This is a genomic window from Anaerotignum neopropionicum, from assembly GCF_001571775.1.
Classification (GTDB): Bacteria; Bacillota; Clostridia; order Lachnospirales; family Anaerotignaceae; genus Chakrabartyella; species Chakrabartyella neopropionicum.
The window spans coordinates 525,482-551,718 of sequence record NZ_LRVM01000001.1; the positions used below are offsets into that span (position 1 = coordinate 525,482).

Consider the following 26,237-nt stretch of genomic DNA (forward strand, 5'->3'; position numbering starts at 1 on the left):
TTGGTTTTATCAAAAGTCCGGCAATTGCGGTGCTTGCTGGGCTTTTACTGAAAATGAAAAAAGTTTTCTCCGCGATCTGCAAATTTTCTATGTTAATTCGTTTTTTAGTAAGTAGCTATAGGTGCTGTTTTGCGTAAGGTTGGCTAATGTCGGTGAGGTGAGCAGGTATGGGTGCAGATATAATCATTTCCGTTCCAAGCTTTATCATGTTAATGGTGGCTTGTTTTTTTGCCGGTTTTTTGGATTCCATTGCTGGTGGCGGAGGATTGATTTCTTTGCCAGCCTATACGCTGACGGGAATGCCTATGCATTATGTTTATGGATGTAACAAATTTTCTGCCGTCTGCGGAACAACCATAGCCACACTGCGATTTTGGAAGCATAAGATGCTGGATATTCAAGTGGGTATTTTAGCGGCAATGGGGGCTTTTGTGACATCAGCTTTGGCAGCCAAGGTAGTAATTTACTTAAACGACAGTACCTTAAAAACCTTGATGCTGATTGTTTTGCCCATTGCGGGGGTAGTTACGGTGCTCAATAAAAATATGGGGAATGAAAATCATGCCGATACCTATTCTATGAAAAAAAAGACCGTTCTGGCGTTGTTGATTGGCGGATTGATTGGGTTTTATGATGGGGTGGCAGGCCCGGGGACGGGAACGTTCGCTTTAATGGCTTTTTGTTTTATAATGAAATATGATTTGCGTACTGCTTCGGGCAATGCAAAATGCTTGAATTTGGCATCTAATTATGCGGCTTTGGCGGTATTTTTATTGGAAGGAACGGTAGACTTTAAAATTGCAATTCCGGCAGCGGTTTTTGGCGTTGTAGGAAATTTTATTGGATCGGGGTTTGCCATAATAAAGGGTGCGAAAGCCATTAAATTAATGTTAAATGTTGTAATTGTATTATTATTTATTAAAATGGGTGCAGATTTTTTATTGTAATATAAAAGGACGTCAACACGGCATCAATGTTGGCGGCCATTTTTATTTCCATTTATATGTTTTTTTGCATCAGTACAACACCAAACTTGCGGCCCAATTTTTCTCCGATATTTTTCAGCTCGCCCACTTGCACAAACCCGTTCTTTTTATGGAATTGGATGCTGGCCTCGTTTTCTGAGGATATTTCCGCAAGCAAGTGCTGCACACCAAGGTCTTTCCCCTCTTTTTCCAGCAAAGCAAGGCATTTTGCGCCAATTCCCTTTGCCGTATAATCGGCGGCAATAAAATAGGAAACATCGACAGTTGTCTGAAAGGTGGAGAAGGGGTGAAAAGGACTCAAAGTGCAAAAGCCTATGGTTTGCTTGGTTTCCGTATCAACTATCCCATAGGCACATAAGCCCTCTGATCTTTTTATTAGCATAGAATAAAACTGTTCGGGCAGGGGAGCGGGCGGAAATGCCGCAGTGCTTGTGGTAATGTAGTAGTTAAAAATCTCCATAACCGATTTTTGATGCTCCGTTCCAAGCTTTTCAAAAACAATATTCATGATATACACCTCCTGAAAGTAATGATAAACCAATTTATAGAATAACACAACATGACAACCGTAAAAAGAGGGAAGAATTGTATTGTTTACAAAATACAATTCTTCCCTCTTTGCCGTTTCAATGTCCTTGAAAATCCACGCTCTGTTTTATCCAACAATTCTTATAGAATATGTTCAATAATATAAAGTTTTTTTGTATCTGGAACAAATATAAAGAATATTCTTGAGGAATCTGTTGCTGTTGTTGCATTGTATTGATAGTCCCTTTGAAAATCAGGAATATATTCCGCGGGAATTTGGAGGGAATTAAGAATCTCCATTACGTTTGATTCCATGTCTGTATTTTTACCGCTCATCAAATTTAGAGACGAAAGGAGATCACTACTGTTTTTGTATTGAAAGATATGGTATCTCTCACCATCACCGTGAAAGCTTGCGCCGCTATCGATAGAGTATATTTCGTCATAATTTTTTGAAATATCAATGGACCAATTTAATTGGATGATATCAGCATAGGAGCTTCTGGGTATTTGATACAGAAATGCATCTTTTGCAATAAAGCCCATTAAAATAATGCCGATTATTATAAACATTTTTTTGGCCATTATTTCCCCTTCTCGTTTTCACCCATTTACTAAATAGATATACCGCTGATTGAATTATCAGCTTTTAAATGAATGAAAGGATTTTGAAATTAGTCCGTTTCCACCTTGTCGGATTCCTGATAGGGGGCAAGGGTTGCTACCAATTTTGCTGTTTTGTCGGAATTATTGATTAGATAATGCTTTTCTGTAGGCTCCACATGAATAAATTGACCTTGTGTCAGGGTGAATTTTTTCTCATCCACAAAAATATCAATTTCGCCCTCCATAACATAAAAGTTTTCCTCCATGATGTTGTGATAGTGGGCCTTAAAATCACAGCCAGGAGGGAACTGAACAATTGCAAAATTCATGCGAGGGCCTTTCATCAAATATTTGGGGCCGTTATCTCCATTGCGATACTCTAAATTCTTTTCATCTATAATATACATAGCTGTTCTCCTTTCTATTATAAGCCGGGAGCTGCCCACATAGGGGTGGTAAGCTTTTGATTCGTTAGCTCCAGACTGTCTTTGTATATGTTTCGCCAGTTTATGTAAATTTCGCTGTATATTTTGTGGTTTTCCATGTTTGGCTGATACTCTGCATCCCACCGCACCAATTCCTTGGCTGTGTCGGAGAGGTTATGATAGATCCCAACGCCGATACCTGCGGTAATTGCCGCACCCAATGCCGTTGCTTCTTTTACCTTTGGAACCTTTACGGGGATGCCCAGGACGTCGGAGAGAATTTGGCACCAAATTGGACTTTTTGATGCACCGCTGGCAAAAATCACGGAATCAAGGCGTTTGCCTGTTAATTCGGAAACCAGCTCCACATTTCCTTTGGTTACAAGGGCGGCATTTTCCATCAAAGCCCGATAGAAGGTGTATTTATTGAACTTATCAGGATTGATAGAAAAATTGATAAAGGAGGGTGCGGCGTGTTTCCAATGAATGAAGTCCATCACATCGGAAAAAGTACATAGCATGCCATAACAGCCAGGTGGAATTTTGGCGGCTTCCGCGTTCATAAGGTTATAGGGGTCAACGTCTGTTTTTTCCGCTTCCGCCTTTTCCCATTGACAGAAAGCATCCCGATACCATCGCATAATCAATCCGGGATAGAATGCCAAAGCTTCATATTGCCAAAGGCCGGGCACTGCATGACAGTTTACCCGTACTCTGCAAGCGGGGTCTGTTTTTGCTTCATCCGTATTGAATTCAAATTGCCAAAAGCTGCCGCCAAAAATCGCCCCTTGATTTGGCTCGACTAAGCCAACCCCTACGCATCCAAGCTGGGCATCGCCGCCGCCTGTGACTACGGGAGTTCCTTCCGCCAGACCGGTCCTGGCTGCACATTCCCTAGAAACTTCCCCAATGACAGTACCACTTTCGTAAACGGGAGGAAAAATATCCGATTTTAAGCCGCATTTTTCCGCTATCTCCGGAAGCCAATCTCTTTTGGAAAGATCAAAAATGCCTGTTGTGCATCCGTTGGAGGGCTCGGCGGTTAATAAACCGGTAAGCTTTGCAATCAGCCAATCATTAAACATAGTGACTGTCTTGGTTTTTTCATAAATTTCTGGGAGATGATTTTTTACCCAAAGTATTCTGGGAAGAGCGCCAAGGGCGAAGGTTTGCCCTGACGGAAGATAGATTTCATTTTCCAATCCCTGAGAAATTTTTTGCAGCTGAATTACTTCGTCTGTGGAACGGGCATCCACGTTGGCACATGCCCAAATTTCTTTGCCGCCTTCATCATAAAGCACAATGCCCTCTCGCATGCTTGTGGTTGCGATTGCCGCAATCTCTGTAGGATTGATGCCGCTTTCCCTAAGTACTTCACGGACGCACTGCGCAGCAAGCCCCCAATTGTGCGTCCAGTCAAAATCCATGGAACCTGGGTAGCGAGGATCCTCTTTGTGCGCCCATTCCTGTTGGGCAACACAAAGCTGTTTCCCATCCGTATCGAAGATGACTGCCCTTACACTTCCGGTACCGGCGTCAATTGCCATTAAGTATTGAGCCATATGATTCCTCCTTTAAATATACTTCAATATTTGAAATGCATATAAAATCATACTGCAATATTTTGATTTAACGATGGAGGGTTCTATATCTCCAAGATGGCCTTAGCGGTTTCTTCATCTGTAATCAGAATGTTGATACAGCCGGTTTTTAAAACACCTGCAATTGCTTCTGCCTTTTCAATACCGCCTGCCACTGCAATCACATTAGGGAAGGAAGCCAGAACATGGGGAGGGGTGCTGACAAGGCGGTCGTTAATCGTACCATTTAATACGTTGCCGTCCTTATCCACAAAGTATCCCAAAACATCACCCACGGCGCTTTCCGCCTGAAGTCTAAGCAAATCGTTGGCGGTCATGTTGCCTTCCTTGACGACAGTAGCCTTTTCTGTTACGCCGCCGATGCCCACAATGGTATAGCCCGCAAGGCTGGAAAGCTTCAAGACGTCCTTCACAGAAGGCTCTTCTTTCATTGCACAAGCCATCTGGGGGGTTGAAGCAATAAACGGGGTTGGAACAATATACAATACCGCATGGGGAGCCTCGCTGTTGGAGGGGACGTTGTAATGTTTAACGCCTCCTGTAAGGGAAACAAAGGACACTCGGGCTTCCTCGGGCAGTTCCAGATTGCGCAGCGTACGGGACATGGTATCGCCGAAGCCTACATTAACAAAATCTCCGTCAGTCAGATGGTCGCTCAGATACATGGCGGCGGCATGGGCTACGGTTTCGTTAATATTATTGGAAATGGAAGGAACCAGAATGATTTCTTGCAAGGCATAGCGTTCCTTTAACTGCATGGTGATTTCTGTTTGCTGGTATGCGTCTGTTCTGATTTTAAATTGAATCAGTTTTTTCTCTCTGCCCTTTTCTAAAAGCTTAATCACACGCATGCGGGAAATTCCCAGGTGATCTGCAATGGCCTGTTGTGTCATGTTTTCGATATAATAACACCAGACTGCTTTTATAATTAAAGAATGTTCATAATCCATGTTCATTGTAATACCCCTTCGCTTCTGCTTTTTCTTTACTTTAATAGACTACTTCAAATGTCCCAGGGAATCAAGACAGACGGCAAAAAAATTTTTACAAAAGATAAACAAATGTTTTGCAGTTGATATTTTGTTTTAATTTGTTTCCATTATATAGCGAAAAAACAGACGTGTCAATCTCTTTCTTTTTTTGCGGGAATTTATTAAAATACGAAAATATTGATGAAAACAGAGCGAAAAAGTCGGATTTGATGGTATTTTTTTATATAGAAAAGAAAAGTGGATGCTGGAAACGAGAAAAAAATATATTTTTGCACATCAATTGTTGACAAACTGAACAAAAAGCCTTATGATAAAACAAAAGATTGAATCAATAACTTATGTATAAATTGAAGCGATTTTGTCAAATGGAGGATTCATTATGGGTTCAAACAAAAAGGATGAGGTAAAGATTCCTGCTATCAGCATCAAGAGAATCAGCAAATCGTTTGCATCCAATGTGGTGCTTCGAGAAATCAATCTCCATGTTTTCGAGGGTGATGTTGTGGCATTAATCGGAGGCAATGGCGCTGGGAAAAGCACCTTGATGAAAATTCTTATGGGAATTTATCAGCCGGATGCTGGTGAAATTTTCATGAGCGGCAAGAGGGTAAGTTTATCCTCACCCTCTGCGGCACTGGCCCAGGGCATTTATTTGGTTCCCCAGGAACCCATGCTGTTTCCAAATATGACGGTGGAAGAAAACATCGTATTGGGCTTCAAAGAAAAAAGAAGTCAATTGCATGAGCGCTTGAAGGCGCTTATTGAAAATCTGGGCTGGGATTTGAAATTAGATCGTAAGGCGGAAAGCCTATCCATTGCAGAACAGCAACTGGTGGAAATTTTGCGAGGTTTACTGCGCAATTCAAGGATTTTGATTTTAGACGAACCAACATCAGCCCTGACGTTTCATGAGATTGAATCATTGTTTCGTATTGTAACTGATTTACATAAAAATGGTATCAGCATTTTCTACATAACCCACCGTTTGACGGAGGTGTTTGATATTGCCACAAGAGTTGTGATCCTTCGGGATGGACAAATCACCATGGAAGGCGCTGTGGAAGAGTTTAATCAGGAAATGCTGATTCAAGGTCTGCTGCCTGCCAATTATGAAAGTGCCGTAAAAAAAGAAAGAGAATGTACGGATGTGGAATGTTCCGGTGTAAAGCCGTTGTTAGATATAAAAAATTTTAGTGGCTACGGTTTCAGTGATATTAATCTTGAGGTGTATCCCGGTGAGATTCTTGGTATGGCAGGTGTTGTGGGCTCGGGAAGAACGGAGTTTGCGGTTACTGTTTTTGGCAAGGATATTGTAAAGAGCGGAAAGGTATTTCTTGGCGGAGAGGATATTACAGGGAAGAAATGCAGCTGTATCATTGAAAAAGGCCTGAATTATGTTCCCGAGGACAGACATTTGAACGGAATTTATTCCATAAGCGATGTGGAAGCCAATATAACCTCCGGTGTGTTGGGAAACTTGAATAAGTTTTTTGTGGATAGAAAAAAGGTAAACGAATTAACGGATCAATATATTAATAATTTCCGTATCAAAGTAACGGGGAGGGATCAGGCCATTGGCTCTCTCTCCGGGGGGAATCAACAGAAGGTTGTTTTGGGAAAAACCCTTGCAGCGAATCCTAAGGTGGTAATTTTGGATGAGCCAACCAGAGGGATTGATGCCGGTGCCAGAGGGGATGTTTATCGCATTATTAATGAATTAAGAGCCCAGGGTGTAGCTATTTTACTGATTTCATCTGACATAGAGGAAGTTGTGGAGCTATCAGATCGTGTGGTAACTATGTATCAGGGCCGTATCAATCACACCTTTAAAGGGGAAAGCATAACGGTGGACAATCTGATGGCAGCTTCCTTCGGTGTATATAAGAAGGAGGTGACGGCGTGAATAAGCTGATTGAAAGGATAACTCAGACAAGAGAGGTGTTTACGGTTGTATTCATGTTTGTCTTGTTTTTGGGAACGGGGATTGTTAATCCTGGCTTTTTAGCGCCGGATAATATTTTGCTTTGCTTAAACGGAAGTGTAATTTACATACTGTTGGCAATCGGAATTTCCTTCGTTATCACAACAGGTGACATTGATGTTTCCATTGGCGCTACGCTGGGGTTAACGGCTGCGGTTTGTGCCACAATGATACGAGATGGCAGCTCTCTGCTTGCTGCATCCGCTACGGCTTTACTCATTGGTGCTATAATCGGTTTGATTAACGGTCTTGGGGTAACCAAGCTGCGTATCCCTGCCATTATTATGACATTGGGTGTAAATGGCGTAGTTAGGGGTTCCATTTATGTTTATACAGAAGGTAAGTGGGTTGAAAATCTGCCTGCCGCATTCAAAAGATATGGGCAAATCACCTTGGCAGGCTTTGTAAATTTATTCCTGCTTGTTACAGTACTGATTGTAATTGGGGTATATCTATACATAAAGAAAGCAAATAAGGGGAAATATCTTGCCGCCATCGGGGATAATATGTGCGGCGCCACATTGATTGGCATTCCTGTGGACAGAACACGAATTTTGGCCTTTATTTTATGTGGCATCTTCGCTGCTTTTGCCGGAATTATTTTTGCTAGCAAAATTGGCTTTGTAACGCCAACGGCAGGCAATGGTTATGAAATGAAAGCCATAGCCGCCTGTGTTTTGGGCGGTGTCAGCCTGACGGGTGGTGTTGGCTCGGTTATCGGGGCAATGTTTGGTGCAATCATTATGTCCTCCATCAGTAGAATACTGGTGTTTTTACAGTTTTCCTCCAACTGGGATAATACGATTACCGGAATTCTTCTGATTATCATTGTTGTGGCTGATGCATTGATTCAGAAGCATTTGAAGGAAAAGGCAAGAAGGGAACGCTTGGCCGCCAGAGATTTATTCGTTGCAGAAAAGACCTGCGAGGAAGTGGGAGGTGTATTCCAATGAAAACATCGAGCACATTTAATTGGAAAAAATTAATTTTCAGATGGGAAATGGCATTGGTTTTAATCCTGCTTTTGGAAATTGTTATCTTTGGTTCTATTAATCCAAGGTTTCTCAAGATTCCTGTACTTCTTGGCAGCATCAACGACTACATCAGTATTTGTATTATTGCTTTATTTGGAACCATCGTCATGATTACCGGAGGGATTGATATCTCAGGAGGTGCAATTGTTGGGTTGACCTCCATGGTGCTGGGGCTTCTTTGGCAGGATGTGGGAATGAATATTTGGGTGGCGGTTGTAATCAGCATTTTCACTGGGGCCATCTGCGGCGCATTAAATGGCTTCTTGGTTTCCTATATAGGTGTGCAGGCCATGGTTGTGACGTTAGGGGGAATGTTCCTTTACTCCGGTTTGGCAGTGGTTTTATCTACTTTGTCCGTGTCCAGTGCTTATGAAGGAATCGGTGGCTTTCCTGAGGAATTTTTGCATATCGCAGGGGGAAAGGTATTTGGCGTAATACCCAATCCGTTTATCATATTTTTAATTTTGGTTGTGATTGCTTATATATTACTTCACAAGAGCCGTTATGGCAGATATGTTTTTCTTGTGGGTGTCAATCCCAATGCGGCCGGTTTTTCGGGTATCAATTACAGATTGGTTTCCATGTTTGCTTATATATTCTCCGGCATGGCTGCCTCCGTTGCAGGCGTTGTATTAACCAGCTATTTGGGTTCTTGCAGGGCAGACCTTGGAAATGGATTGACCATGCCCATTGTTACCGCGGTGGTGCTTGGCGGAACTGCAATTACCGGCGGAAAAGGCAGTATTATAGGAACGGGACTTGCGGCTATTGTTATTGGACTGCTAAGATTTGGACTTCAAATGTCCGGTGTGAGCACGCAGTATCTTGATATCCCCGTTGGACTGCTGTTGATTGTAGCAGTTGCGGCAAGAGGAGCCAGTTTGTACATGAAACGCCCGTCTTTTTTGGTAAGAAAACAAAAATCAGTTTAAACAGTTAGACAGCGGAATAACCTTGGGCGTTGGGTCAGGAATTTTGCTTTGCAAAACCATCACTGTGTGATGGTAGCGTTTTCTTGGCTGTTCCAGCCAAAACCAGCTTGTTTTTGTAAAAAGCAAGCGCAAAAATTTTTATTGAAACCGTATATTTATGGGGTTTTCAAAGGGGCCAAGGCTGCAATGGCAAAGAAGTGCCATCTGTCCAAAGGACAGCTTTGCAGAGCAAAGTGCTGAAACGAAACCCTTGTAGGTGTTTGAGGGCAAAGCCCTCAAGGTTTTCACTTTATCCACACCCTGGCTGCTTAATGGGTAAGCGATCAAATTGTTATTAGTATTATCGCCAGATAGTATTTAATAAAATAATTAGATGAGAAAAATTGAAAGGAGAGGTTTTATGCGTAAGTTTTTAGTAGTACTGCTTTCTCTTGCAATGGCTGTTTCTATGGCTGGCTGTGGAGGTGCAGCGAAAAAAGCCGATGAAAGTGCACCTGTATCAAGCGAAGGCGCTGCAGTAGCCGATGCTTCTGATATTTCGGTAGCATTCATCCCCAAATTAACAGGAAACTCATTCTTTGAATCTGCAAATGTTGGTGCGCAGGATATGGCAAAGCAAGTCGGTTTTGAATGTGTTTATACAGGAAATCCCGAGGCTTCCGTTGCAAACCAGGTTCAGGTAATCAACTCTGCAGTACAGCAGGGCTTCAATGCAGTTGCAATCTCCTCCGTTACTCCCGATGGCTTGAACAATGCACTCAAGGCTGCAAGGGATGCAGGAGTTAAGATTGTTTGCTGGGATTCGGACGTTCAAAACGACATGCGTTCCCTCCATGTAGCCCAGGGCACACCCGAGCAGCTTGGCCAAATGTTGGTTGAAATGGTTGTTCAGCAATTACCTGATGACAAAAAAGACAGCATTAAATATTGCTGGCATTATTCTTCTGCAACAGTAACTGACCAGAATTCTTGGCAGGTTGCCGGAGAAGCGTACATAAAAGAAAAATATCCTAACTGGGTAAACGTAGCTCCCGACAATTATTACAGCGATCAGGATGCAGAAAAGGCTGTATCCGTAGGCGAATCTATTTTAAAGACACATACTGACATTGATGCAATCATCTGCAACGATTCCACAGCACTTCCCGGGCAGGCTCAGGCAGTTGAAAACCTTGGCATGGTTGGCAAGGTTATCGTAACAGGCTTCTGTACGCCAAACGGAATGAGAGATTTCTGCAAGAACGGCACAGTACCTGTATTTGGTCTTTGGGATTGTAAGGTACAAGGCGCTATGGGTGCTTACCTTGGTTACTGGCTGGCGGCAGGCAACACCTTCAAGGTTGGCGATAAGATTGATATTCCTGGCATTGGTCAGGTTGAAGTAATGCCCAACACCGTTTTGGATCCTAACGCATACACAGCTGACGACTCAGGCGTAGTATTACTGCCGGAGAGAACTGTATTTACAAAGGATAACATTGACGATTACAATTTCTAAATAAAGTAACAATCACAAGTGAATAAATTAGCTGTGGTGTAAAAGCCACAGCTACATTATTATATTTTATAGAGTTGACATAAGTATTTGACATTTTTGTGACAGCATGATAAAACAAAAAGAACTTACTTATGTTCATACAAAAAAGTGGAAAAAATTTTTAGGAGAAGGAGTTTTTTTATGGCAGATAAAGATGGAAACAGAATTGCAAAGGATTATCAGACGAATGTGGAATTCGGCAGAAAAGGCGGCTTTCATGTAAAAGGAATGGACGATGTTGATTGGGGTATGAAAACACGTTTGTCAACAATTTTTCAGAAGGAAAGTGGCAACACAGTCATGCTTGCTTTTGACCATGGATATTTTATGGGCTCAACGGCAGGCTTGGAGAGAATGGATTTATCCATGCCGCCGCTGATTCCTTATGTTGATGTTTTGATGGCAACGCGGGGTGCTTTGAGAAGCTGTATTCCCCCAGATTTCAAAAAAGGTATTGCTTTGCGTTGCAGTGCTGGCTCATCCATGATTGATGATGACTTGTCCCATGAAGTCATTGCTGTAAATATTGAGGATGCCATTCGTATGAATGCTTCTTGCATGGCAGTGCAAACCTTTATTGGAGCGGCGGGAGAAAAAGAAAGCATCGAAAACCTATGCAAAACCATTGATGCAGGAAACCGTTATGGCATTCCCACACTGGGTGTCGTGGCAGTGGGTAAGACCATGGAAAGAACACCAACCTTCTTCAAGCTGGCAACGCGTATTGTTGCGGAAATGGGCGCACAGATTGTTAAAACCTATTATTGCGATGATTTTGAAGAAATTACAGCAGCTTGCCCTGTGCCCATTGTGGTGGCTGGCGGGAAAAAAATTGAAGAGAAAGAGGCTTTAACCATGGCTTTTAGAGCGATGGATGGTGGGGCAAGAGGCCTTGATATGGGCAGAAACATTTTCCAGAGCGATTGCCCCATTGGTATGGCAAAGGCCATCGGCGCAATTGTGCATAAAAAGGCAACCATTGAGGAAGCATATGAAATCTATAGAGAAGAAAAAAGCCGCAAGTAAGAAAAGCCGATTCAAATGCACTAAGGTATTGAAGATAGGGATTACTTTTATAAAAGAAAAACTGAGGACGTCACCTTTTTGTAAGGAGGACGTCCTCAGTTTTGTTGGCAAAAACCTTGGGCGTTGCCCAAACCCCCTTGCTTTTTTGAAAAAAGCAAGACCAAAAACTTTTGTGCAAACCGCATATACATGCGGTTTGCAATGGGTCAAGGTGCAATGGCAAAGAAGTGCCATCTGTCCAAAGGACAGCTTTGCATAGCAAAAGTGATGACCACTCACTGCCCAAGATAGGGCGGACGGCGAAGCCGGCTTTTGCGAAGCAAAAGTGATGACCCAAACCCTTGTGGGTGTTTGAGGGCAAGCCCTCAAGGTTTTGATTTTATCAACAGGCGAAAGCTTTTTGTTAGGGTTGCCTTCCATGAATGAAACCTTAAAACAGCAACGTTCCCTCTGCCTTTGCAGATTCAATATCCTTTAGAATGCTTTTCTGTTTTTCATCAAACAGTAATTCCTTGTTATACTGATAATATTTTTCACTGCCGTTTTCGCTGATAAATTTTACACTGTAAAAATTGGTGGTCAATTCTGTAATAAAAATAACCATTTCCTGTCCTGCGCCAAAGGCTTCCTCTAAAAACAGAAAGGTATTTTCCAATTCTCTTTCCCCTGTTTCAATAAGCATTTCCCGAAGGGCTACATCCTTGGCAAAGGAAGCTTTGATTTCCTCGAAAACCGCATCCTTTTCCCGAAGCCCAAGGCCTTTTATTTCCTTTTCCATGGCAATCAGCCGTTCTATGGTCATGCGACGGCTTTTTTTGATGTTTTGATCTAAAAGGGCTGCCTTTTGCTCTTGAATGAAGGTGTTTTCTTTTTCTTCCAATAAGCCTTCCATCAGCTGATCCCAAGGGGTTTCCTCACAATAAGGGCTTTGGAAGCGTTCCTTTAGCTCCAAAAGGGCTTGGTGTAATTCGGTGGTAAATAAATCCCCTTCATAAGCCAGCTTGAAATCGTCGGAAAGACGGCTAAGCAGCAACCCAAGGACACTGAGCTTTTCATCAAAGGCTGCGGAGGAAAGCTTGGAAACTGCCTGCCCCGTAAAGGCTCCCTTTAAAATATCCTCCAAATGATAATCCGTTTTGTATTTGTTATATAAATCCAAATAATTGGCGAAATCTCTGGCCATTTTTGGGTGCTGTAAATATTGCACAAGCATCCCTGCATCCACCTCAATGCCCATGGTTTCATATACCTTTAAAATGGTGGAAAGATCCTCCCAACCTCTTGGGGTGACAAAACGCTTTCCGTCCACTGTCGTTTCCATGGCATAAAAATAATTTTTCTTGATTTCTAAATAGGAGAGAATTGCCCCGTGAATGGATTGCTTATAGGCATATTCCTTCCAAACCTGAAAGTCCGGCTCTACGTCGATTTTTTTCACACGGTCAAGGGTGACCACGTCAAATTCGCGCACACTTTTGTTGAATTCGGGAGGATTTCCTGCCGCCACAATGAGCCATCCCTGGGGCACACTATGGGCGCCGAAGGTCTTTGCCTGTAAAAATTGCAGCATAGCAGGGGCAAGGGTTTCCGAGGCGCAGTTGATTTCATCAATGAAAAGAATGCCCTCCGAAAGGCCTGTTTCTTCCATTTTGTTATAAACAGAAGCAATGATTTCGCTCATGGTATACTCTGTTACGGCATATTCCTTGCCACCGTATTCCTTATGGCTGATAAAGGGCAGACCGATGGCGCTTTGGCGGGTATGGTGGGTAATACTGTAAGACACAAGAGCAACGCCGCATTCCCTAGCCACTTGCTCCATAATGGCGGTTTTGCCGATGCCCGGAGGGCCCATGAGTAGTACGGGACGCTGACGTACCCGGGGGATAACGTATTCCCCAAATTCATTTTTCAATAAATAAGCCTGTATGGCTCTTTGGATTTCTTCCTTTGCCTGCTTAATATTCATACTCACTTCTCCTTATCATAAATGGAAAGGTCTTCCGGCCCAAGCACAACCTTCATTGCCCAAGGGGGTACATTCAGGTCTAAATATTCCTCGTGGAAAAAGATAAAAGCCGTATCGTAGCTGGGTCTGCGGCGGGGAAAGGTGCCGTAGCCGTCGGTAAAATAAATCAGCCCCTTTAGGTTATGAAAGGCTTTCTCCAAAATCAGCTTGTCTACATATTCAAATACAGGACGAAAATCCGTGCCGCCACTGCCCATCAGACGAAAGCTTTCCATATATTGCTCCAGTTCTTCTTTGGAGGTAATGATGGTATCCTGCTGTAATTTTGCATCGCACTGGATGAGGTGAATATTAATTTTATGAAAAAAGGATTCACTGGTTCCAAGAATTGTATAGGTTTCCGCCAAAAAGCGGCGAACCGTTTCTCCCTCGCAGGATTCCGAGGTATCAATGGCAATGACCAGTTCCTCGATTTTTTTCACTTCCTTATATTCCAAGGACTCAATCAAAGGGAGATTTCCATAAAGGGATAGGCCGTAGGTATAAAAAATATAGTCATAGGCATCGTCATCCACCCGCAAGTCCTCTTTCAAGGTCATAAATTTCTGAAGAAACCGGCGGTAATCATATTTTTCACGGTTTTCTATTTTCAAAAGCTGTAATAAATCCCCGGCATTTTCGCCCATTTCCTTGGAGAAGGTTTCCAAATTGGTTTCCATTTTTTCTCCGATTTGCTGCCATTTTTCTTCTAACTGCTTTTGTTTTTCCTGTTCCTGTTCTGTTTGGTCTTGGTTTTCGGAAGTATCATCATTTTGATTGTCGTTATTTTGCTCGTCCTCTTTTTTCTTCTCCCAAAAAACATGGTCGTCCACCCAAAATTCAAGCTGTAGCTTCCCGAACTCTTTGTCGGTAAATTTTTTCTCAGAAAGCATGCGGTAAATGCCCTCGGCGGAAAGTACCTTCAAATCTTTTTTTAGCTCATCATACATTTCATTTCTACGGTCGGAAACTACCAAATGGGTAGCCTTTAAGGGCAGGGAGTCCACAATGGATTCCACGGCAATATCACAGGCAACACCCCAAAGGGCTTCATCTCGTTCCCCTGTGTGAAAGGGATGGCGGAAAATACAATGCAAAAGCATATGCAGATAAAGGCGGTTGACCAAAACAGGATCGGACTGATACCGTTCCGCCAGATAGCGGGGGTTAAACAACACCTTTTCGCCGTCCGTTCCCACATAAAGAGAGGAGAGGTTCATTTGATAATTTAATCCACTTAAGGCAATATCCAAAAACCGCAGGGATAAATATAATTCGTTGCGGGAGGCGTTTAAAATTGCGTTGCCGATTTGTATCAGACGTTCATGGTTTTCATTCATAGTGTTTTTCCCCCCTCCTTCCTTTACAAATCAAAGCTTTTTTTCTTTGTCGATATCCCATTTTTATGCTGATAGTCCATAAGAAAGCTGAGTATTTCCGTTTTTCCTTTTTTTTGTGCCAGCGCAATGATTTTGGGCAAGGTTTCGGCGGTAAAAAGTTCCCATTGGGCAAGCTGACGGATGACTTCCAAATCGCTGCTCTGGATATAATAATCTACCGCAAAAAGCAAATGCTCCCGCACATAGGAAAGATAGGTCTCCCGCCGCTCTATGGGCAGACGATAGGGATAGGAAAGGCGGTAAACCGCCAAAAGCAGTACCAAAACCGCCGCATCCTCTCGTCGGGTAAGATAAAACAGTTCGTCATATCTGCGAAAGTCAATGTCTCCATTGCGAATACATTGGCGGAATAAATGCCCTGTGCCGTAATTGATCTGATGAAACATTCTTGCCGGTGTGTCCTCGATATATTCGTATTGAAAATCTGGGATCAATAGTTTTACGTGGGCATCGGGGAAGTCTATGGAAAGCAACAGCTCGTGGTTTAAAACGGCAATTAAATCGGAAATGTGCTTGCATTGCCCAAAATGAATTTCATATAGGCTGTCACAATTCAAAAATAAGCCTGTCTCCAAATGCTCCGCGGTTTTCGGGATATTTATTTTGGTGAGCGCCCTGCAATTATAAAAAGCGTATCGCCCCATGGAGGCCACGTTTTCCGGTATATAAAGGGACCTTAAACTGTGGCAATCATAAAAGGCATAACAGCCGATTTTCTTTACTTTTTCGGGCAATGTCAGTGTTTCTAAAGCAGAACAGCCAGAAAAGGTATAGGGTGCAATTTCCTCCAGCCCTTCGGGCAAAAGAAGAGTCCGCAACGCGTTACAGCCCAAAAAGGCAGAAGCACCAATATGGCGGAGGGTATCGGGAAGAACGATGCGCACAAGGGCATCTCCTTCGTCTGCTTGGAGCGGGGTAGTTCTTTCCCCTAGGGCTGGACAAAGAGTTATTTCCCCAAAGCTTTCCTCATCCCCTATGGGTTGCTCCGTTTCTATTGCAAATGCAAAATCCCCAAGGGCAACCACTGGCTTTCCGTCAATGGTTTCTGGAATATGCAGTTGGCTTGCTCTGCCCTTAATGCCCCAAATAATTATGCCTTCGCCGTAGGCTTTATAGTATAATATAACCTTTTTTGTTGGTTTCATAGTTGTGTCCTTTTCAAATTTTATCTATTTTTTCATTATACTTCCTTGCGTGAACTGTGTCAAAAAAATCACATAGATTTTATAAAAACAATCGTGAATTTTGCTTTCCATTTGGTTCATATAATAAAAAATCGCCACAAAAAAGGTGACGAAAAATGAAAAGTTCTTTGATTTTCTGTATTTATAATACCATAAAAACGGCAAAATTTCAAGTCTTGTACGAATTGAGGAAAAGGTGTATTAAGAATAGAAGAAAAAAATGTTAACAGTGGCAAAAATAAATATCTTTGCAATAAAAGTTTCGCACAAGCCTTTTCAAAAGCTTCCGGGGATGAGGACAGCGTCCTAAGAACTTGACCTTGCTTTAAGACAGCGTCCCGAGAACTTGGTATTATGTTTAAAAAAATAAGAAGGGGGATTTTCCTATGAGAGCATGAAACAGCTTCTTTCTAACCACGGATTTTTAATTTATGAGCATTTGACGCCCCGCAGAAATTACCAAACAGTATTTTGAATTATATGACTGGGCAAATCCTCAGCACCCTATGACTGCTTTTGATAATGTGAATTACTGCATGATGGTAAGAAAACCGAACAAAGGCTTTTAAAAAGGAAATATATAGGCGAACAACGGAGGTTGGATGTATACGCACCTACTTTTTCACCCCACAATGCCCCCGTAATTCCCACAGATTGCCCTGGACCGATATTGTATAATTTGTGTAATATGCTATAATTAATGGAAATGATTTGAATTTTTGAAAATAGGGGTGGAGTATGAAAAAAATTTTATTTGCGTGTTTTTTGGTAATTGCTATGCTATTGGGAATGACAGGCTGCAATACAAATTCTAATTCTGCTTCAAGCACCATCAATCAAGATACACTGCCGGAAGAATTGAAAAAGGCATACACATTAAATATTGCAGGAGATGAGCTTTTCAAAAAATATGAAGAAACCATTACGGTTGGTGAATTATCGGAATTAATTCAAACCACCTTAAGCCAGATGTATCATATTGGTGAGCTTAAGGTGCTTAGTGAAGCGAAAGCTATGTACAATGATGATGTTGCCAAAAGGTATGATATGGTAGAGTTGCTGTATTTGGCAGAAGCGGAGCGGATTTTTGGGTATGAAAAAATTCAGGAGCTTAAAGAACGCTATTCAGCACCTATTATAAACGAAAGATATTCTTTAGTGGAAAAAAGGATGGATAATACATACGGAGAGTGCAGCATACAGTATTGCTGTATAGATCTCTCCGAAATAGATGAATCGCGTTTTTCTGGGCTTCTATTGCCTGGCAGAGCGGGAGCACATGTTGAATTTTTTTTGAAGTATTGTGATTTAAGCACGGGAGAAAAAATATTAACCTTGGATGAGAACCAAAAATTCAACCCAGAAAGCAGTGTTTCAATCCAAGACGCGTTACTTGTAATGACGCGTTATTATGGTTCAAAACTTCCTGAAGCGGTATTTGTTTTACCTAAGGAAATAGGCATACATTCTATTGATAAAGCTCTATATACAGGAAGCACAACCTTGCCTGATGCATCCAATCAGCAGCTTCCCCAATGGAAAGGCATGCTGCTTTGTCATGAAACATGGACAATTGATGGAGCCAATGGCTGTGATGTGGATGATATTGTCATGGAGAATGATATAAAAACCTTAGCAGAGTGTGGCTTTAATTTTGCAAGAGTTGGAATAAGCTTCAGCAGACTGCAATCCGCAAATACATTAACAGGAACGATTTATCCCCAAGAGGGTACGTTAAATTTGCGGGAGATTGAATATTTAGACCAAATTCTTTCATGGGGCATGGAATATGGTGTTCATATACAATTTGTTATGTTTGAGGTGCCGGGTGCAAATGGAGATGTGAAAAAGCAAGAAGTTATGTTTGACCTAAATGACAGCATTTTTACAGATGAACAGCTTCAAAAGGATGTTGCAGATATTTGGGGTGCCCTAGCCAGAAGATATAAGGATATTCCCAATAACTATTTGAGCTTTAACCTAATGAATGAGCCTAATCACCCCAATGATCAGGCATATGTAGCAGCATATCTTCCTTCCATTGAGGCAATCAGAAAAGAATCTGCTGACAGAGTATTGGTAGCGGATGTTCATGATATGGATATTACAGGGGAAGAGATGGCAAAGCAAGGCGTAGCCTTAAGCTATCATCTTTATGAGCCGAGAGAATTCTGTGTTCCCAATATGTATCTTTATGCAAAGAATCCCAGTGCTTTCGACGCTTATGATTGGCCGTATACCGACAAAGACGGCAAGGTTTGGGATGCCAATGCGTGTCTGAATCAATCCGACCTGTTGGTTACTCCATTAGAGTTGAAAGAAATTGCGAAAAAAAACAATGTGGGATTTATGATTGGTGAGTGGGGCTGTTTTTATGATGGGGAAGGGGGAACCTTATTTCCTTTTGCGTATTCCAATGAAATCAGAAAAAAATTTTTTACAGATATAATTCATGCTTTTGAGGAAAATGGAATTGGTTGGAGTTATGGTAGTTATATAGGAGGGTTGGGTTTGGTTACACCCTATCCCGTGCCCGATGCAGATGTGACCTATGAAAAAATACCGAATTCAGCACATTATAAGGTGAAGGAGAATTATGATATTTTTCATGGACTGTTGGCTGAATAGTATTTAAGCTGGATTTAGAGAAGCACTGATTCATTCCGTTGTGCACAGCTAATGGGTAAAATTTTGTTTGGACATCGTCAAAAAGCCTTGCAATAGCGTTGCACTTCATTAGAACAAAAAAGGGCATTCTTGCTTGCAAACGGGATGCCCTAAACTTTGTTCTGTGACGGGTTGAGATAAAGGTGCCTATTTTTTGTTTTTACTGTGTGGTTTTTGAAGCCTTTTATCATGCATCTTTTATCATGCATTAAATATATATGTATCAGCAATTAAGATTGGCTACGACTGATTGAACCAAGCTTTTCAGCAAACAAAAAGCCCGATTGCTTTCAGAGGATTTGATTTTTCAATCCTTGCAATACGGGCTTTTGTGATACATTTTAGTGAGAAGCCTTTACTTTAATCCAAAGCTCCGCCAGCTTCTGCTTTAACACGGGGCTATCCTCAAACACCTCGTCCTTGGCATAATCAATTCTGGGCAGATATGCTTCGTTTTCGGCATAGATACCGTCTGCCGCTGACATTTCGTCCAATACTTCTTGATTGGAGGAAGCGTAGCCTACGGTTTCGGAGTTACCATAGGAAGCGTCATGCGTCAATACATAGTTAATGAATTCATGAGCCAAAAGAGGGTTTTCTGCGTTTGTGGGAATCACCATAGAGTCGCTCCACAGGTTTGTGCCCTCTGTTGGCAGGAAGAAGCTCATATCCTCGTTTTCATCCAGAATGGTTGTGGCATCACCGCTGTAAACAACGGCGATATCCTTGTTGCCGTTAATCATTCCGTCAATGACTTCGTCGGTAACATAAGCAGGATTCATGGTGTCGTTTACCTGAAGGAGCCAGTTGTAGGCTTCTTGAATTTCCCTTTCTTCCTCTGTATTCATAGAGTAGCCCAATGCCTTTAAAGCCATCATAAAGGAATCCCGTTCGGAGTCGTAAACATAAATCCGTCCCTGATAGGCGGTATCCTGCAAAATATTATATCCTAAGCGTTTCACCTCGGCGGGATCAACGTTGTTATGGTTATAAACGATACCCACATTGCCCCAGAAATAAGGAACAGAATAGCTGTTGTCGGGGTCATAGGGGAGATTTTTTACCCCTTCTGCCAAGTTGGAAATATTGGGGATTAAGGACAAATCCAGCTTTTGCAGCATATTTTCTTTCATCAAACGCTCAATCATATAGTCGGAGGGCACGATCACATCGTAAGCATCGCCGGCTTGTAATTTTGTATACATCATTTCGTTGGAATCAAAGTATTCTACAATCACTTTTACGCCATATTCATTTTCAAAATCGGAAATTAGGTTTTCACCCATATATTCCCCACAGTTGTAGAGCTTTAAGGTTGCGGAGCCGTATTTTTGTGCTGCATCTGAGGTAGCGGAACCGCCACAGCCGGAGAGTAATAACGCTGCGCCAAGAGCTAAGGCAATCATTTTTTTCATGTCGTTTTTCTTCCTTTCTTTTCTTTTAGAATAGGGATAATATTTACAATAAATAAAGTCACGGTAATAATGATAATAACCAATGTGCTTAGGGCGTTAATCGAAGGATTGACACGCTTGCTCATGGTATAAACCAAAATAGAAATATTATTGACACCATTGCCTGTGACAAAATAAGAAATCACAAAGTCATCAAAGGACATGGTGAAGGCGATCAAAGCACCGGAAATGATTCCCGGGCGAATTTGGGGAACGATAACCTTCCAGAGTGCCTGCATGGGCGTTGCGCCAAGGTCTAAGGCGGCATCCGCCAAATTCGGGTCTAAGGAACGCAGCTTGGGAGTTACGCTTAATATCACATAGGGGATACAAAACATGACATGGGCAAGAAGCAAGGTTAGAAACCCTTTTTTCACACCCAATGCACTGAAAAACATTAACAGCCCAATACCTGTAACGATTTCCGGGTTCATAATGGGCAGGTTATTTACCTGCTCCACAATACCCCGCATCAGCTTTCGGGATTTGGAAAGTCCAATTGCCGTTAAGGTACCCACAATGGTGGAAATGATGGTGGCTAAAACTGCAATGATTACGGTATAAGCCACAGCCTCCATCATGGTGGAGTCGGAAAACATTTTCTCATACCAGCGCAGGGAAAAGCCTTCAAATTTTGTCAGGGAACGGGAGCTATTGAAAGAAAATAGAATGATATACAAAATTGGTGCATAAAAGAAAATTGCTGTTAAGCCTAATAAAAGCTTGGAAAACAGGCGGATTTTTTTCTTTTCCATTTCTTACTCCCCCTTTCTGTTTGCCGCAGGGTCGGTATCCACTTTTTTGGTAATGTACATGGAAACCATGATGATGACTGCCATAGCCAAGGAAATGGCACTGCCGAAGTTCCAATCCCCTGAGGTCAAAAACTCTGTTTCGATGACATTACCGATTAATACATACTGTCCGCCGCCCAAAAGCTTTGGGATAAAGAAGCTGGATACAGCAGGCAAAAACACCAAGGTGATTCCGCTGATGACCCCAGGAATGGAGAGGGGGAGTGTCACCCGCAAAAAAGACTGTACGGCGTTTGCCCCAAGGTCGCTCGCCGCCTCCAGATAGCTTCTATCCATTTTTGTAAGGGCGGTATAAATTTGTAAAATCATGAAGGGGATAAAGTTATAAACCATACCCAAAACAACGGCAAAGGTTGTGTGTATCATAGTAATGGGACCAATGCCTAAAAAGCCCAAAAAATAATTGATGACCCCTTCATCTTGCAAAATACCCATCCACGCATAGGTGCGCACCAGCATATTAATCCATGTGGGCAGGGTAATCAAAAGAATCCAAAACAGCTTGCTCTTTTCACTGCGGTTTGCGATGGCATAGGCAATGGGATAGCCCAAAAGGATGCAAATTATCGTTGTAATAATTGCAATGTATAAGGAGCGCTTCAATACACTCATAAATACGGTATCGCTAAAAAAACGTGCAAAGTTTTCCAAGGAAAAGCGAATGGTGGCCACATCATTTCCTTTGACAGTAAAGGCATATAGTATGATCAGCAGCATGGGTACAACAATAATTGCCGCCATCCAAACGATATAAGGCAAAGCCATATTTCGAAATTGTTTCACCGGTCACCCTCCCCTCAGTTTTCCTTTGTCATGATATGAATATCCTCGGGCTGGAAGATCAGACCCACCTCGTTGCCGATTTCGTAGCGGTCGGTGGTGTCAACCTTGTATTCGTAGCCTTCGGTGGCGAAGGTTACTTCGTAGGTGCCGGGTGCTACGGTTTCAGGGTCAAAGGTGTACTTTACGTCGGCAATTTCCACGGAAGTGCCGTCCTCCAGGCTCCAGGCCGAGGCATTTGCCCAAGTTTTCAAGTCTGTTTCCAAGGCGATGGATTCGTGGATTTCATCCGCCTTTTTAAAGAAGTTTACGGCAAAAATTTCTTCCTGATATTCCTTATTTGCCACACGGTTTTCGTCTTTCACAATCATGTTTACCGTTACGGAGGTGCCAGCGGCGGTAGAGAAGGTTACGGGATAGCTGCCGTTTTCTTTTTGGATAGAATAACTGATTTCTTTAATGGAAATAAACTCGTCTGTTTCGGGATCCCATGCCTGAGCATCGGCACGGGCTACAATGGTGCCTTCGTCCAATTTTTCAACGTCCTCCACATCAAGGTAAAAGTCGTTGGCAGAAATTTTTTCGTTGGCGCTTTCGTTATAAACAGGGCGGTCGTCGGAAACCATCATTTTTACGGTGATTGAGGTACCCACCTTGGTTTCTACAATGGTTTCGTAATGTACCCCTTTAAACAATACGGATTTTACAATGCCCTTTAGCTTGCCATCTGTTCTTGGGACAATATCCAAATCCTCGGGACGAATGACAACATCCACCTTCTCGTTGGGGGCAAAGCCAAAATCCACACATTTGAATTTTTTATCTTCAAATATAACAAGGTAATCCTCCTGCATGACACCGTCAATGATATTGCTTTCCCCGATAAAGTTGGCAACATATTGGTTGACAGGCTCGTTATAAATATCGGTGGGCGTGCCGATTTGCTGAATTTCCCCATCCTTCATAACCACAATTTTATCGGACATGGTGAGGGCTTCTTCCTGATCGTGGGTAACATAAATAAAGGTAATGCCTACCTCCTGCTGAATTTTTTTCAGCTCTTGCTGCATTTCCTTTCTTAGCTTTAAATCCAGCGCACCCAGAGGCTCGTCCAAAAGCAGTACGCTTGGTTCGTTTACCAAGGCACGGGCAATGGCAACACGCTGCTGTTGACCGCCGCTCATTTCCGTCACGTTGCGGTCTGCGTATTCTTCTAAATTTACAAGCTTAAGCATACGCTTTACCTTTTGCTCGATAATATCCTTTGGCTCTTTTTTGATTTTCAATCCAAAAGCGATGTTATTATAAACATTCATGTGAGGAAACAAAGCGTATTTTTGAAATACCGTGTTGATTTCTCTTTTGTAGGGAGGTACTTTAGTGATTTCCTGGCCATCAAAAAGAACCTGTCCTTCAGTTTGTGTTAAAAAACCACCCAAAATACGCAGGAGGGTTGTTTTTCCGCAGCCACTGGGGCCAAGCAGTGTAACGAATTCGTTTTCGTAGATATCCAAATTGATACCCTTTAAAACCAATTTGCCGTCAAAGTCCTTGACGATGTTTTTGAATTGAATCAGCTTTTTCATGTTTGCCTCCCACATATCAAAATAACGGTGGCGTTGAAATCCATAGAACCTTCGCCTTCGTTTTTTTATCGTTTTTTAAAATATGACTTGTTTTGCCCAAGAGGTAGAAGGTTTCTCCTTTATGCACAGTATGGCGTTCCTCCCCGCAGTCAAGCATAATGCTGCCCTCAAGGACATAGCCGAATTCTTCGCCGCTGTGAGGGTTCATTTGAAAGGATTCTCCACCAGGCGGCAGCTCAATTAAAATTGGCTCCATTTCATTTTTTTGTGTATTTGGCACAATCCAGTGAACGGTGTATTGTCCGCGTTCATCCATAAAAAAATCTTTTTTATGAAAAACCAACTGCTCTTGTTTTTCTTCCTTAAAAAACTCCGCAAGGGTGGTGCCTAAGGCCTCTAAAATATCATTTAAGGTCGCAATGGAAGGAGACGTCAAATTCCTTTCCATCTGGGAGAGGAAACCCTTTGTCAGCTCGCTGCGGCTGGCCAATTCTTCTAAGGTTAGGCCCTTTTGCACACGAAGCTGCTTGATTTTATGTCCGATTTCCATCCTCAACAACTCCTTTTTATCGTAAAAAATTTAGCAGCGCTAAACTTTTGTATTAATTTTACTAAACCTCAATTATTATACAACAAATAAGTCGAAAAGCAATAGAAATGAAACAAAAAATTTGATATATAAAACTTTTTGACAAAATGCAGTAATAAAATTATATTTTATTGCCGTTTTTTAGTTTCTTCGCTCATCAACTGGGGAAAGGAATCCTTTACAAATTGCATACATTCTCTGCTGTTTATCAATATAAAACTTTCTATATTTATATAATAAACTTTTGTGAGGAAAAGTGAAATAAATTAGAGATTTGAAGCTTTAAAAAAAATCATGAATTTTTGTCATTTTTAAACAAATCTGTTGTTGTTTTGACGGAAATAAGATAAAAGCTAAAAATAAAGAATTCATTTTGTTATAAAAATTAACAGTATTTCGCTGAACAAAGCCTTAAAAATCACTAGTTTAACTGTATTTAAAAACATACAATTTTTACAAAATGACATTGACAGCTAGGGGATTTTGTGGCTTAATAAGTACATGTCTTTATTGAAGTACATTATTATAAGGTTAAAAAACCGACATGAAAGGGGAATAAATAAATATGGTTCGTTTTGCAAAAAGACTTGATTTATTAGATGGTTCGGATATTGGAGATCTTTTAAGACTCATTGCCAGACCCGACATTATTTCTTTTGCAGGCGGCTTGCCCGCACCGGAGCTGTTTCCTGTAGAAGAATTAAAACAGGCCGGGATTGCGGTCATGGAAGAAATGGGCACTGTTGCCTGTCAGTATTCCTCTACCGAAGGTCTGCCTGCGTTAAGACAAAAAATAGCGGAAAGAATGGAAGTAAAAAACAATATTCATACCAGCGCAGATCAGATTTTGATTACCAGTGGTTCTCAACAGGGACTTGATTTTGCGGCACGGGTATTTATAGATAAGGGCGATGTAATTTTGGTGGAAAGCCCTTCCTATTTAGGTGCGATTAACGCATTTAAGGCAAGTGAGCCTACCTTTATTGAAGTGCCTACCGATGATGGTGGCATGATTATGGAGGATTTGGATAAAATTCTTGCCACAACGGAAAATGTAAAAATGGTTTATGTGATTCCTGATTTCCAAAACCCCACAGGCCGTACATGGTCTTTGGAGAGAAGAAAGAAGTTTATGGAAATTATTAATAAATATGAAATCCCTGTCATTGAGGATAACCCTTATGGCGAGCTGCGTTTTGAGGACGAAGATATGCCGGCGTTGAAATCCTTGGATACTAAGGGTCTTGTGGTTTACCTTGGTACACTATCCAAAATTATGGTTCCTGGTTTCCGCTTAGGTTGGGTTTGTGCAGAGGATGAAATCCTTTCTAAGTTCAACACGATGAAGCAAGGGGCAGATTTGCAGACCTCAACTTTGACACAGCTTCAGGCAAACAAGTATTTGGATTTGAATGACCTGGATGCTCATGTGAATAAGATTCGTGAGGTTTATAAGCATAGACGTGATGTAATGATGGCGGCAATGAAAGAGTATTTCCCAGAGGAAGCAAAGTTCACCTATCCCGTTGGAGGCTTGTTTACTTGGGTGGAATTGCCTTCCTACATTAACACAAAGGATATGGCTTTGCAGTGTCTGGAAAAGAAGGTTGCATACGTTCCCGGCGGCAGTTTCTTTCCCAATGGGGGGAAAAATAACTGTTTCCGTATGAATTATTCCTGTATGAGTGATGAAAAAATCATTGAAGGTGTAAAGGCTTTGGCGGAGGTTATTAAGGCAAACCTGAAATAAGCACGCGGGAAAGTTTTCGCCCTCTTTGAAGTTAGATAAAATAGACCCTCGTAATATATCCAAAGACGGATGATATGCGAGGGTTTTTCTACTATAAAAGTCCTGATAATTTTTTAACAAAAATCATGGCGTTTTTTTTAGATAGTTGTTGTTGGGTTTATGGAGAGGAAACGGAACATGTTTGTAAATTAATACAAAATTAGTTTTGAGGTTAAGAAGTTTTTTGTAAAAATTGTTTTTGAATAAAAACAATTTAATGGGTGTTGTTTTAAAGCAAGAAAAATTGTTCTTGAATTTATACAAAAAAATATTGGAGAATGATTTATTTTATGTGATTTTTTAGCTTTAAAAATCAT

General features: G+C 41.7%; 20 protein-coding genes and 1 pseudogene. 8 read left to right on the forward strand and 13 right to left on the reverse strand.

Annotated elements, in window-relative coordinates:
- Nucleotides 1-167: 167 nt before the first annotated feature.
- Nucleotides 168-947 carry a sulfite exporter TauE/SafE family protein gene (locus tag CLNEO_RS02485; RefSeq protein WP_066083858.1) on the forward strand — a complete coding sequence of 260 codons (780 nt, stop codon included), beginning with the start codon at nt 168-170 and terminating at the stop codon, nt 945-947.
- A gap of 52 nt (nt 948-999) precedes the next feature.
- Here the strand turns inward: CLNEO_RS02485 and CLNEO_RS02490 are convergent, their stop codons facing one another.
- The 5 genes from CLNEO_RS02490 to CLNEO_RS02510 form a co-directional block, all read right to left on the reverse strand.
- Nucleotides 1,000-1,494: a GNAT family N-acetyltransferase gene (locus tag CLNEO_RS02490; RefSeq protein WP_066083859.1), complete on the reverse strand. Its 495-nt coding sequence runs from the start codon at nt 1,492-1,494 to the stop codon at nt 1,000-1,002.
- A 161-nt stretch (nt 1,495-1,655) separates the two neighbouring features.
- Entirely contained in the window at nt 1,656-2,099 is a 444-nt protein-coding gene (locus CLNEO_RS02495) for a hypothetical protein (RefSeq protein WP_066083861.1), read from the reverse strand.
- 89 nt (nt 2,100-2,188) lie between these two features.
- A complete protein-coding gene (locus tag CLNEO_RS02500; protein WP_066083863.1) occupies nt 2,189-2,527 on the reverse strand; it encodes a cupin domain-containing protein in 339 nt (112 codons plus the stop codon).
- A gap of 17 nt (nt 2,528-2,544) precedes the next feature.
- A complete protein-coding gene (gene lsrK, locus CLNEO_RS02505; protein WP_066083864.1) occupies nt 2,545-4,107 on the reverse strand; it encodes an autoinducer-2 kinase in 1,563 nt (520 codons plus the stop codon).
- Between the two features lie 83 nt (nt 4,108-4,190).
- The gene (locus CLNEO_RS02510) at nt 4,191-5,102 is read right to left on the reverse strand and encodes a sugar-binding transcriptional regulator (RefSeq protein ID WP_066083866.1); all 912 of its coding nucleotides are present in this window, start codon (nt 5,100-5,102) and stop codon (nt 4,191-4,193) included.
- Between the two features lie 415 nt (nt 5,103-5,517).
- Between CLNEO_RS02510 and CLNEO_RS02515 the strand changes: the two genes are divergently transcribed.
- From CLNEO_RS02515 to lsrF, 5 genes are all read left to right on the forward strand, one after another.
- Nucleotides 5,518-7,041 carry a sugar ABC transporter ATP-binding protein gene (locus CLNEO_RS02515; RefSeq protein WP_066083867.1) on the forward strand — a complete coding sequence of 508 codons (1,524 nt, stop codon included), beginning with the start codon at nt 5,518-5,520 and terminating at the stop codon, nt 7,039-7,041.
- Entirely contained in the window at nt 7,038-8,072 is a 1,035-nt protein-coding gene (locus CLNEO_RS02520; RefSeq protein WP_066083869.1) for an ABC transporter permease, read from the forward strand. Before CLNEO_RS02515 ends, CLNEO_RS02520 begins: the two co-directional genes overlap by 4 nt.
- A complete protein-coding gene (locus CLNEO_RS02525; protein ID WP_066083870.1) occupies nt 8,069-9,085 on the forward strand; it encodes an ABC transporter permease in 1,017 nt (338 codons plus the stop codon). The genes CLNEO_RS02520 and CLNEO_RS02525 overlap by 4 nt, the downstream gene beginning before the upstream one ends.
- 400 nt (nt 9,086-9,485) lie before the next feature.
- Nucleotides 9,486-10,583, forward strand: a complete 1,098-nt coding sequence (locus CLNEO_RS02535) for a substrate-binding domain-containing protein (RefSeq protein ID WP_066083873.1) — start codon at nt 9,486-9,488, stop codon at nt 10,581-10,583.
- A gap of 180 nt (nt 10,584-10,763) precedes the next feature.
- Complete coding sequence (gene lsrF, locus CLNEO_RS02540) at nt 10,764-11,648, forward strand: 3-hydroxy-5-phosphonooxypentane-2,4-dione thiolase (protein WP_066083875.1); 885 nt, start codon at nt 10,764-10,766, stop codon at nt 11,646-11,648.
- A gap of 430 nt (nt 11,649-12,078) precedes the next feature.
- Here lsrF and CLNEO_RS02550 read toward each other — a convergent pair whose 3' ends face one another.
- The 3 genes from CLNEO_RS02550 to CLNEO_RS02560 are packed head-to-tail and all read right to left on the reverse strand — an operon-like array spanning nt 12,079 to nt 16,201.
- Entirely contained in the window at nt 12,079-13,617 is a 1,539-nt protein-coding gene (locus CLNEO_RS02550; protein ID WP_066083878.1) for an ATP-binding protein, read from the reverse strand.
- Between the two features lie 2 nt (nt 13,618-13,619).
- Entirely contained in the window at nt 13,620-14,996 is a 1,377-nt protein-coding gene (locus CLNEO_RS02555) for a vWA domain-containing protein (protein WP_066083880.1), read from the reverse strand.
- A 23-nt stretch (nt 14,997-15,019) separates the two neighbouring features.
- A complete protein-coding gene (locus tag CLNEO_RS02560) occupies nt 15,020-16,201 on the reverse strand; it encodes a leucine-rich repeat domain-containing protein (RefSeq protein ID WP_066083881.1) in 1,182 nt (393 codons plus the stop codon).
- 777 nt (nt 16,202-16,978) lie between these two features.
- On the opposite strand from CLNEO_RS02560, the gene CLNEO_RS02565 reads away from it, so the two are divergent.
- On the forward strand, nt 16,979-18,868 hold the full coding sequence (locus CLNEO_RS02565; RefSeq protein WP_066083883.1) for a glycoside hydrolase family 5 protein: 1,890 nt from the start codon (nt 16,979-16,981) through the stop codon (nt 18,866-18,868).
- Between the two features lie 380 nt (nt 18,869-19,248).
- On the opposite strand, the gene CLNEO_RS16090 is transcribed toward CLNEO_RS02565, so the two are convergent.
- From CLNEO_RS16090 to CLNEO_RS02590, 5 genes and pseudogenes are all read right to left on the reverse strand, one after another.
- The gene (locus CLNEO_RS16090) at nt 19,249-20,322 is read right to left on the reverse strand and encodes an ABC transporter substrate-binding protein (protein WP_066083884.1); all 1,074 of its coding nucleotides are present in this window, start codon (nt 20,320-20,322) and stop codon (nt 19,249-19,251) included.
- Complete coding sequence (locus CLNEO_RS16095; RefSeq protein WP_066083885.1) at nt 20,319-21,116, reverse strand: ABC transporter permease; 798 nt, start codon at nt 21,114-21,116, stop codon at nt 20,319-20,321. The genes CLNEO_RS16090 and CLNEO_RS16095 overlap by 4 nt, the downstream gene beginning before the upstream one ends.
- Nucleotides 21,117-21,119: 3 nt before the next feature.
- The gene (locus CLNEO_RS02580; protein ID WP_066083887.1) at nt 21,120-21,959 is read right to left on the reverse strand and encodes an ABC transporter permease; all 840 of its coding nucleotides are present in this window, start codon (nt 21,957-21,959) and stop codon (nt 21,120-21,122) included.
- Nucleotides 21,960-22,537: 578 nt separating this feature from the next.
- Nucleotides 22,538-23,542, reverse strand: a pseudogene (locus CLNEO_RS16720) (ABC transporter ATP-binding protein); the annotation flags it as partial.
- A 16-nt stretch (nt 23,543-23,558) separates the two neighbouring features.
- Entirely contained in the window at nt 23,559-24,092 is a 534-nt protein-coding gene (locus tag CLNEO_RS02590; protein WP_066083891.1) for a helix-turn-helix domain-containing protein, read from the reverse strand.
- A 604-nt stretch (nt 24,093-24,696) separates the two neighbouring features.
- On the opposite strand from CLNEO_RS02590, the gene CLNEO_RS02595 reads away from it, so the two are divergent.
- Nucleotides 24,697-25,881 carry an aminotransferase-like domain-containing protein gene (locus tag CLNEO_RS02595; protein ID WP_066083892.1) on the forward strand — a complete coding sequence of 395 codons (1,185 nt, stop codon included), beginning with the start codon at nt 24,697-24,699 and terminating at the stop codon, nt 25,879-25,881.
- Nucleotides 25,882-26,237 lie beyond the last annotated feature (356 nt).

What these genes read in the sequence shown, in the direction of transcription:
- CLNEO_RS02495 (WP_066083861.1), bottom strand. Translation starts at nt 2,099, where the DNA reads ATGGCCAAAAAAATGTTTATAATAATCGGCATTATTTTAATGGGCTTT.
- CLNEO_RS16095 (WP_066083885.1), bottom strand. Translation starts at nt 21,116, where the DNA reads ATGGAAAAGAAAAAAATCCGCCTGTTTTCCAAGCTTTTATTAGGCTTA.
- CLNEO_RS02535 (WP_066083873.1), top strand. Translation starts at nt 9,486, where the DNA reads ATGCGTAAGTTTTTAGTAGTACTGCTTTCTCTTGCAATGGCTGTTTCT.
- CLNEO_RS02555 (WP_066083880.1), bottom strand. Translation starts at nt 14,996, where the DNA reads ATGAATGAAAACCATGAACGTCTGATACAAATCGGCAACGCAATTTTA.
- CLNEO_RS02515 (WP_066083867.1), top strand. Translation starts at nt 5,518, where the DNA reads ATGGGTTCAAACAAAAAGGATGAGGTAAAGATTCCTGCTATCAGCATC.
- CLNEO_RS02490 (WP_066083859.1), bottom strand. Translation starts at nt 1,494, where the DNA reads ATGAATATTGTTTTTGAAAAGCTTGGAACGGAGCATCAAAAATCGGTT.
- CLNEO_RS02565 (WP_066083883.1), top strand. Translation starts at nt 16,979, where the DNA reads ATGAAAAAAATTTTATTTGCGTGTTTTTTGGTAATTGCTATGCTATTG.
- CLNEO_RS02590 (WP_066083891.1), bottom strand. Translation starts at nt 24,092, where the DNA reads ATGGAAATCGGACATAAAATCAAGCAGCTTCGTGTGCAAAAGGGCCTA.
- CLNEO_RS02550 (WP_066083878.1), bottom strand. Translation starts at nt 13,617, where the DNA reads ATGAATATTAAGCAGGCAAAGGAAGAAATCCAAAGAGCCATACAGGCT.
- CLNEO_RS02525 (WP_066083870.1), top strand. Translation starts at nt 8,069, where the DNA reads ATGAAAACATCGAGCACATTTAATTGGAAAAAATTAATTTTCAGATGG.
- lsrK (WP_066083864.1), bottom strand. Translation starts at nt 4,107, where the DNA reads ATGGCTCAATACTTAATGGCAATTGACGCCGGTACCGGAAGTGTAAGG.
- CLNEO_RS02560 (WP_066083881.1), bottom strand. Translation starts at nt 16,201, where the DNA reads ATGAAACCAACAAAAAAGGTTATATTATACTATAAAGCCTACGGCGAA.
- CLNEO_RS02500 (WP_066083863.1), bottom strand. Translation starts at nt 2,527, where the DNA reads ATGTATATTATAGATGAAAAGAATTTAGAGTATCGCAATGGAGATAAC.
- CLNEO_RS02595 (WP_066083892.1), top strand. Translation starts at nt 24,697, where the DNA reads ATGGTTCGTTTTGCAAAAAGACTTGATTTATTAGATGGTTCGGATATT.
- CLNEO_RS02510 (WP_066083866.1), bottom strand. Translation starts at nt 5,102, where the DNA reads ATGAACATGGATTATGAACATTCTTTAATTATAAAAGCAGTCTGGTGT.
- lsrF (WP_066083875.1), top strand. Translation starts at nt 10,764, where the DNA reads ATGGCAGATAAAGATGGAAACAGAATTGCAAAGGATTATCAGACGAAT.
- CLNEO_RS16090 (WP_066083884.1), bottom strand. Translation starts at nt 20,322, where the DNA reads ATGAAAAAAATGATTGCCTTAGCTCTTGGCGCAGCGTTATTACTCTCC.
- CLNEO_RS02485 (WP_066083858.1), top strand. Translation starts at nt 168, where the DNA reads ATGGGTGCAGATATAATCATTTCCGTTCCAAGCTTTATCATGTTAATG.